At 41.6% G+C, this 7750-nt stretch carries 11 protein-coding genes; 3 read left to right on the top strand and 8 right to left on the bottom strand.

Going from position 1 to position 7750, the window contains the following annotated elements; genetic code table 11:
- Window positions 1–178: 178 nt before the first annotated feature.
- Genes FIB07_11925 through nth form a run of 3 tightly spaced genes read right to left on the bottom strand, consistent with a single transcriptional unit; the run spans window position 179 to window position 1831 of the window.
- The gene (locus tag FIB07_11925) at window positions 179–742 is read right to left on the bottom strand and encodes an aldolase (GenBank protein NJD53563.1); all 564 of its coding nucleotides are present in this window, start codon (window positions 740–742) and stop codon (window positions 179–181) included.
- A 2-nt stretch (window positions 743–744) separates the two neighbouring features.
- The gene (locus tag FIB07_11930) at window positions 745–1191 is read right to left on the bottom strand and encodes a 3'-phosphoesterase (protein ID NJD53564.1); all 447 of its coding nucleotides are present in this window, start codon (window positions 1189–1191) and stop codon (window positions 745–747) included.
- 4 nt (window positions 1192–1195) lie between these two features.
- On the bottom strand, window positions 1196–1831 hold the full coding sequence (gene nth, locus FIB07_11935; protein ID NJD53565.1) for an endonuclease III: 636 nt from the start codon (window positions 1829–1831) through the stop codon (window positions 1196–1198).
- A 100-nt stretch (window positions 1832–1931) separates the two neighbouring features.
- Between nth and FIB07_11940 the strand changes: the two genes are divergently transcribed.
- Complete coding sequence (locus FIB07_11940; protein ID NJD53566.1) at window positions 1932–2204, top strand: hypothetical protein; 273 nt, start codon at window positions 1932–1934, stop codon at window positions 2202–2204.
- A 22-nt stretch (window positions 2205–2226) separates the two neighbouring features.
- Here FIB07_11940 and FIB07_11945 read toward each other — a convergent pair whose 3' ends face one another.
- From FIB07_11945 to FIB07_11960, 4 genes are all read right to left on the bottom strand, one after another.
- Entirely contained in the window at window positions 2227–3327 is a 1101-nt protein-coding gene (locus FIB07_11945; protein NJD53567.1) for a hypothetical protein, read from the bottom strand.
- A 31-nt stretch (window positions 3328–3358) separates the two neighbouring features.
- Window positions 3359–3751, bottom strand: coding sequence for a hypothetical protein (locus tag FIB07_11950; protein NJD53568.1), 393 nt, complete (start codon window positions 3749–3751; stop codon window positions 3359–3361).
- A 2-nt stretch (window positions 3752–3753) separates the two neighbouring features.
- A complete protein-coding gene (gene purD, locus FIB07_11955; protein ID NJD53569.1) occupies window positions 3754–5067 on the bottom strand; it encodes a phosphoribosylamine--glycine ligase in 1314 nt (437 codons plus the stop codon).
- 143 nt (window positions 5068–5210) lie between these two features.
- On the bottom strand, window positions 5211–5777 hold the full coding sequence (locus FIB07_11960) for a TATA-box-binding protein (GenBank protein NJD53570.1): 567 nt from the start codon (window positions 5775–5777) through the stop codon (window positions 5211–5213).
- A 213-nt stretch (window positions 5778–5990) separates the two neighbouring features.
- On the opposite strand from FIB07_11960, the gene FIB07_11965 reads away from it, so the two are divergent.
- The gene (locus FIB07_11965; protein ID NJD53571.1) at window positions 5991–6569 is read left to right on the top strand and encodes a 50S ribosomal protein L15e; all 579 of its coding nucleotides are present in this window, start codon (window positions 5991–5993) and stop codon (window positions 6567–6569) included.
- The gene (locus tag FIB07_11970) at window positions 6566–6985 is read left to right on the top strand and encodes a hypothetical protein (GenBank protein ID NJD53572.1); all 420 of its coding nucleotides are present in this window, start codon (window positions 6566–6568) and stop codon (window positions 6983–6985) included. The genes FIB07_11965 and FIB07_11970 overlap by 4 nt, the downstream gene beginning before the upstream one ends.
- A 115-nt stretch (window positions 6986–7100) precedes the next feature.
- On the opposite strand, the gene FIB07_11975 is transcribed toward FIB07_11970, so the two are convergent.
- Window positions 7101–7750 (bottom strand): IS200/IS605 family element transposase accessory protein TnpB (locus FIB07_11975; GenBank protein ID NJD53573.1); only part of this gene is annotated, 650 nt, incomplete at its 5' end.

The raw sequence follows: 7750 nt of genomic DNA on the forward strand, positions 1-7750 counted from the left end.
GTAAAGGTAAAGCTCCTGAACATAAACCAAAAGAAAAAACCAGTCTGAAAAAGGATGTTGAACCTTTCGATTTCAGCCGCCTTTTAGAATGAATATTGAGTTATCGATTTGTTAAGGCTAAACTTTGTGTCCTTTGCGGTGATTGGAATCCTGAAAAAATCCAAGTGTTATTGTAAATTCAGTGCATTTTCGATCTTTTTGCCAGGTCGAAATAATATTTCATTTTGCAGCTCTGCTCCACCAGCGCCGTAACAAAATAAGCTTCCTCCAGCGTTTTTCCGGCAGAAAATGTCCCGTGGCCAAAAACGATTACTCCTTTGTGGGTGCTAAGTGCCTGAGCTGTTTTATTGGCAAGTTCTAATGATCCGGTAGCGCCTTTCACTACAGGTATCTCATGCAGGAAATATTCACCTTCGATGTTAATCGGGATAATTGTTTCATTTTCAACAAGCATTGACTCAATAACCGAAAAAAAAGGATGTGCATGGATAATCGAAAGTGCAGAAGTATTTTTGTATATAGTCCTGTGGACTATGGTTTCTGATGAAGCAATGGTCTCAAGATCTGAAGGTTTATCAATATCCAGTTCCACCACACTGTTCCTGTTTATCTCATTAAGATGAACTCCGGTTCTGGTGATAAGCATCTTATCGTCATTACGGATACTGATATTTCCGAATTGCGATTCCACAAGCCCGCTGTCCACGAGTTTTTTCCCGAATTTCGCTATGTTCTTCCACATAATTATTTTCTCTTGAAGAAAAGCCAGGAATCCTTTCCTTTGAATTTAGTCCTTATAAGGGCATATTTCCCGATCAACTTTCGCCCTTTTAATTCGAAAAGCAGCTCTTCATCCTTTTCTTTTTCGATCAGGAATTCGCCGTTGTCCCAGATGCGTACAGTTCCCGCGCCGTACATGCCTTCAGGTATCGTTCCCTCAAAATCAGCATATTCAAGGGGATGGTCTTCAACCTGTATAGCGAGGCGCTTTATGCCTTCTTTTTCAGGCGGCTCTTTCGGGACAGCCCATGACCGCAGGACTCCGCCGATTTCAAGTCTCAGGTCGTAGTGCAGGTGCGACGCATTGTGCTTATGCACTACGAAAATGCTTCCGGCACTCTGCTTTGTTCCTCCCTGTGGCTCAGGTGATTTTTTAAAATCCCTTATTTTCCGGTATTCAGAAAGTGACATGTTCTCATCCGAAAGTAAATGCACTTGGGCAAAGTTTATTCAGAACGCATTCCCCGCACAGCGGTTTCCTGGCGGTGCAGATTTTTCGCCCATGATGTATCAGGAGAAGTGTTAAAATAGCCCAATCATCCTCAGGAATGATCCTCATAAGGTCTTTTTCAATTTTTCCCGGGTCCGTATTAGCAGTCAATCCCAGCCTGAAAGCAATCCTTTTCACATGCGTATCAACAGCTATCCCTTCAATTTTCCCGAACCCACCTGATAATATGATATTTGCAGTCTTTCGCCCCACACCAGGGAGTGTAAGGAGAGCTTCCATGGTATCAGGGACTTTTGAATTGAAATCATTAATGAGAATTTTAGATAATTCCTTAATATTTTTTGCCTTATTCCTGTAAAATCCTGTAGAATAAATATCCTTCTCAAGCTCTTCCTGGGAGACTCTGATATAATCCTGCGGTATCCTGTATTTGTTAAAGAGATTTTTTGTGACTGCATTTACCTGTTTATCCGTGCATTGTGCGGATAGAATTGTAGCGATCAGCAATTCCAGGGGATCTGAATAATGAAGCGCGATCTTTACTCCGGGATATTCATTTTTCAGTAATGCGATTATTTCATTAGCCTTATCTTGCGCCATATTCTCTATTAATTGAGGCAGGATAATTAAGAGTTTTGATAACCGACATCTATAAATTATAGAATGTCTAATCTATATTATATAGTGGAGGTAATATTTTATGGCCAAAGAAACCGAATCAAAATCTACCACACCATCTACATCTTCGTGGTGGAAAGAAAGAGGTAAAATAACTGCGAAACCTGAAACAAAAACTGCGAAATCCCAAACAAGAGCTGCAAAACCAAAAAAGAAAGTGAAGACGGAGAAAGCCACTAAAGCAGAATCAGGGCAAACATATTATTGCGAGATTTGCGGATGTGAAATGGTCTGTGCTTCAGATAGCGCAGGTGAAGTTCTCTGCTGCGAAGAACCGATGTGTCTTGTCATCTGATTTCATTTTTTCTTTTTGTTTTTCATTTCAAGGATTGACGGGACGGAAATTTCAAACCCGATAATTCCGCACGTTCAACTCCTTTTTTCTGTATCATGACTTTGAATGTCTCGCCTATATCCATTATCAGCGATTTTATGGGAAGCATTTTCTTATAATAATCCACTGGACTTTTTTCCTGCAACTTTTTCAGGTATTCATCGATCCCAATCCCTATTAGAAAATGTGCCTGGTCAGTGAAACCGCCCGGTTCAAGCCCGGATTTCTGTCCCCAGTGATCCAGTGCCGAAAAATTGATATGAGATGTCATATCCTGCTCCCCGATATGCTCAAATGGAGATTCATTCACTGAATGGTTATAGTAGCACATTAGAGTACCACGGTTCCTGTATTCCTGGTAAAGTTCATTGGATGGATAACCGTAATCTATCGTTATGACAAAACCTTTTTTTAAAGCTGAACTGATCTCCCGGATCCATTTTATCGCATCGAGATTTATTTCGGTGCGATATCCGGGAGGCAATGTAATATCCAGTTCTTTGAAATAATCCTTTAGTTGAGTGGAAGCGGGTTTTAATACTTCAATGAAATTTTTTTCATATCCCACAAAGACTTCCATAAGTTCTTTTTCCATTATTACCACATGCACGGGAAATGCATCTGGAAGTTCATTGGAAAAAATACACCCTTCCATCCCCTTAAGATCGTTTATCGAATCAAACCATTTTACATTTTCATTGCACAATCGTTTTTTTTGTTCTTTTCGCAAAGAAGGGCTTTTTTCCACGATACAGTAATTTAATTCCTGGAAAAATTCATGATTTCTTTTTAGATATGATAGTACATCTCCTGAAAGAATACCCATGCCAGCGCCCATTTCCACGACAGTGAACTCTTTTACTCCAAGTATATGCCACATCTCTTCGATTTGTTTTCCCAGCAGTTCACCAAATGCGGGAGTGAGATTTGAACTTGTATAATAATCTCCTGCCTTTCCTATTTTCTCTCTATCAGATGTGTAAAACCCGAGTCCGGGATAGTACAGTGCCATTTCCATGAAATCATGAAAGGAAATCGGCCCTTGCTTTTTGATCTTCTGGATAATAAGCCTTGATAATGTCATTGGCAGTTAAAAGCAATATAAAATAAATGGCTCAGTATTTGTATGAGTCAGCCTCTTCCAGTGCTTTTGTCTCTTTTTTCAGAGGCTGGTCTTTGACATCCACATCGTGAAAATCTGTTTTCTGTACTTCTTTAATTGTCCCGATATTCGCAGCAATTTTTCGAAGTGATTCCATGCTTTCTTTTGTCTGCGGCTTGGGCTGTGGTTTTGCTTTTCCTTTTTTCAATTTATAACCCAGTGGCTTTAATTCTGATTTCAAAAGTCCAAGCTCAACTTTTCTTTTATTTATCAGGTCAAGGATTGGCTTTTTTGCATTTTCAGGCAATTTCTCAAGCATCCGTTCAAGATTTTCAAGGGATTTATCTTTTTCAGGTTTCTTTTCCAGTTGCTTTTCCGGTTCTTTATTCGTAGCATCATTATCCATAGTTATTCTATATGTTTAGTTAGCCTTAACTCTTTCATATGCTGAATTCTTTTCATGATGAGATCATCTGTTCCGATATCACGCCTGCTATGCAATTTTCCTTTCAAACATGACAGGCCATCCTGAGCTTTCTTTTCCGCATCCCTGATAGTATCTGCTATTCCCAGGACAGCAAGAGCCCTTGAACCGGTTGTATATATTTTATTATCTTTCTCATATACACTTGAATAGAAAAGAAGAGAATCTTTCATTTTGCTAATTTCCACAACAGAATCCTTTACCGGATCATCAGGATAGCCTGAAGGTACTGCATACTTGCAAACTGTTGCCTGTTTTTTAAATCTGACATCGATCTTATCAAGTGTCCCGTTGACGATATTTGAACAGACTTCAAGGAAATCATTTTCAAGAAGAGGCAGGACATTCATTGCTTCCGGGTCCCCAAAGCGCGCGTTGAATTCGATGACCGATATACCTTTAGCTGTTGCCATGAACTGGCCATACAGGATGCCCTGGTAAGGAACACCTGTTTCTTTCTGGATTGCCCTCACTGTCTCGTTCATGATTTTTTTGGCATCAATATAATCGGATTCTTTCATAAAAGGCAAAATATCTTTTGAATCATTATATGAGCCCATCCCGCCTGTATTGGGGCCTTTATCGCCATCGAACGCCCGCTTATGATCCTGGACAGATGGTGCAAACGCAAGGGTTTTACCATCAACGAATGCCTGGACGGTGAACTCTTCGCCAATCAACCGCTCTTCGATCACAACATCGTCATTTTCCAGGACTTCTTTTGCATAGGCCTTTGCACCTTCAATGCCAAAATGGTCTCCCATCACCCTGACACCTTTTCCGCCTGTGAGGCCTGCTGGTTTTATCACGACATCACCCAGCTCGTCAATGAATTCATCTGTGCCGCTTTCCCCTTTCCTGAACACTTTAAAACCCGGACATCCCGGAATTCCGTATTTTCTCATAAAACCGCGCGTCCATGCCTTATCAAATTCGATCCGGGCTGCAAGCCGCCGCGGCCCGACGACCGGGATCCCGGCGTTCCATAGCATATCTGAAATACCGGCTGCAAGAGGAGCTTCAGGACCGATTATAGCAAGTTCAATATTGTTTTTTACGGCAAAATCCACAACTGCCTGGTCTGTCTCTTTTATAAGCAGGAATTCTTTACATAAACGTGCTATACCAGGATTTTTCTTGCTCATGACGGCAAAAAGCTGTGGATTCTTAGAACTTCGGGCAACGGATTCTGCGATGGCGTGTTCCCTTCCTCCGCCTCCGATCAAAAGGACTTTCATAGGTATCACAGAACGTGTCTAAAAATAAAAATGTTCTGGTCTGTTTGAGTCCATCCAATAAATGGACAGGATAACAGGATTAACGGGATGAATTGCCAGAAATCTACCTGTCAAAAGAATAAAAAAGGAAATAAAAGAAAGGCCTATAGCAGGCCCAATCCATCAAGTTCAAGTACTATCTTTTCAACTGCTGCTTCAGCATCTTCGGGTTTCTTTCCACCCGTTACTACGAGTTTACCTGATCCGAATAAAAGCATGACAACTTTCGGGACTGACAGCCTGTAAACAAGACCTGGGAACTGTTCAGGTTCATATTCGATATTCTCAAGCCCAAGGCCAATGGCTATGGCATTAAGGTTCAGCACTCTTCCCAGATCGGCTGAGGCTACGATATTCTGTATCACTATTTCCGGTTTTGCCGGTATATCAACACCCATTGTCTTTAATTTATCAAATACCTTGTTAAGACCCACACTTACATCAGCAATACTTTTTGCTCCTGTGCAGACGATCTTTCCGCTTCCGAAGATCAGAGCTGCGGTTTTCGGGTTTGCAGTCCTGTAAACAACACCCGGGAATCTCTCCTTATTATAATCCGCTCCTTCAAGGACCCTTATAACTTCATTGAGGTCAAGTTTTGCCCCAATAGCAGTCGATGCAACTACATTTTCTATCTTTATTGTTTTTTTTGGTTCCGTAGTATTTACCATATTCTCACGTTTATATAGGGTATTTAAAGCTTTATATAGGTTGGGGTACAATTTACCTTTTTATATTATAGATGATCATATAAAATGAAAATGTAAGAAATCTTTAACTACAATGAACTTCTTAAAGGCAAGAAGTGGCGGGAGAAAATCCCGCAGGGATGTGGCCTGATAAGGCTGAACCGTAAAACTAAACTGGAGAAAACAATGAAATCAATGTACGCGTACATCAGGGACGCATGGAAAAAACCCGACGAATCAGATGTCGGTGAACTCTTATGGGAAAGGATGCAGGTCTGGAGGCGCGAACCCGCAGTAACAAGGCTGGACCATCCGACAAGACTTGACAGGGCAAGAGCCCTTGGTTTTAAGGCAAAACAGGGTATTGCAGTCGCACGCGTGAGGATAAGACGCGGGGCCAGGCGAAAATCCAGATGGCAGCGCGGAAGACGAACCAAGCACATGGGCGTTAATAAGATCACACCCGGGAAGAGCATCCAGACCATTGGTGAAGAGCGTGTTGCACGCAGATTCCCAAATATGCAGGTATTAAACAGTTATTGGGTAGGCCAGGACGGCAAACACAAATGGTATGAGGTAATAGTTGTTGACCCGCATCATCCTTCGATAAAGGCTGATAAAAACCTTAAATGGATATGCAATAATACCCAGAAAGGCCGCGTATTCAGGGGAAAGACAAGCGCAGGCAGAAAGGGCAGGGGCCAGAGGCACAAAGGCATAGGTACCGAGAAAACAAGACCCAGCCTGAGATCTCACGACAATACTGGCAAATGAGTATGCATTATATCACTTTCCGGGCAAGTGTTCATGCCACCGAAAGTGATGACAGGGTAAAAACTGCCCTGTCACTGTTCCTTTTTGATAATAAAATTAATGAAACACAGACCGAAGGTCATTTTGGCAATCCGATCATCTTACTTGAGGGACAGATCAAAAGTAAAGACTGCACCCGTTTTATCGATACTTTAAAGTCAGGTTTGCCTGAATATGAACTTGAAAAGTTGAGGAATGAACGGTGTGAAAGGATTGACGATGAATGCTGTTTGCATATCAGGTTCGATAAGCAGGCTGCTTTTGAAGGAAAAATCAGGCTTGCAACGACTGCGGATACGATCACTGCAAGAATAAAGATTAGAGCATATCCGGCCAACTACGAAAATGCACTTGTTGCTGCGGAAACGCTTTTCTGATCAGGCAGGTTAGGATTATTTTTTACCAATTGTACAATTTTTAAAAGCATAAAAAAATAGTCATTTCAACCATTCGTCTCTTGATATTTTTGCCTGTTTTAGTGAACTGCTCGGGCTAAAGCCGCGGAGCGTCCCGTTGCATTGACCCTCTATTGAGTAGTCCTTGACGGGCGTTAATTCCGGTAGTTCCTACCGTACTGGTTGGGCTATTCTCGATTAATATCGCAGATACCTGATCTCTTCCCATGATAAGACCACAGGAAGGACACCGATGTACCCTCACTGATAGGTCTTTCGGGACATGGAACCCACAAATACAGGTCTGCGATGTTCCTGCCGGATTAACGAATTCAACTATTTTCCCGGCACATTCTGCCTTGGATTTCGTGAATTGCATTAACTGATACCAGCTTGCATCGGATATGGACTTTGTAAGACGATGATTTTGCATCATATTCTTTATTTGCAAATCTTCAAACTTGATTAGATCATATGTATTCACAAGATTTATTGACAGTTTATGAGCAAAATCTTTTCTTTGATTCCTGATCTTTCGATGTACTTTTGATACAATCACCCGCTGCTTATTCCTTTTCCCCGACCCTTTCTTTTTCCGGCTTAACCGTTTCTGTTCCCGTGTCAGTTTATCCTCTGATTCCCGCAGGAACTTTGGAGGTTTGATCTGTTCCCCGTTACTCAGGGTTATCAGATCGATTAATCCAACGTCTATTCCTGTTTTGGTTTTGACTTCAATAGGGATAGGCT

The organism is Candidatus Methanoperedens sp., from assembly GCA_012026795.1.
In the GTDB taxonomy this organism is placed as follows: domain Archaea; phylum Halobacteriota; class Methanosarcinia; order Methanosarcinales; family Methanoperedenaceae; genus Methanoperedens.

Coding starts and splice junctions, on each gene's coding strand:
- FIB07_11960 (NJD53570.1), bottom strand. CDS start 5,777: ATGGTAAATACTACGGAACCAAAAAAAACAATAAAGATAGAAAATGTA.
- FIB07_11970 (NJD53572.1), top strand. CDS start 6,566: ATGAGTATGCATTATATCACTTTCCGGGCAAGTGTTCATGCCACCGAA.
- FIB07_11925 (NJD53563.1), bottom strand. CDS start 742: ATGTGGAAGAACATAGCGAAATTCGGGAAAAAACTCGTGGACAGCGGG.
- FIB07_11940 (NJD53566.1), top strand. CDS start 1,932: ATGGCCAAAGAAACCGAATCAAAATCTACCACACCATCTACATCTTCG.
- nth (NJD53565.1), bottom strand. CDS start 1,831: ATGGCGCAAGATAAGGCTAATGAAATAATCGCATTACTGAAAAATGAA.
- FIB07_11930 (NJD53564.1), bottom strand. CDS start 1,191: ATGTCACTTTCTGAATACCGGAAAATAAGGGATTTTAAAAAATCACCT.
- FIB07_11965 (NJD53571.1), top strand. CDS start 5,991: ATGTACGCGTACATCAGGGACGCATGGAAAAAACCCGACGAATCAGAT.
- FIB07_11950 (NJD53568.1), bottom strand. CDS start 3,751: ATGGATAATGATGCTACGAATAAAGAACCGGAAAAGCAACTGGAAAAG.
- purD (NJD53569.1), bottom strand. CDS start 5,067: ATGAAAGTCCTTTTGATCGGAGGCGGAGGAAGGGAACACGCCATCGCA.
- FIB07_11945 (NJD53567.1), bottom strand. CDS start 3,327: ATGACATTATCAAGGCTTATTATCCAGAAGATCAAAAAGCAAGGGCCG.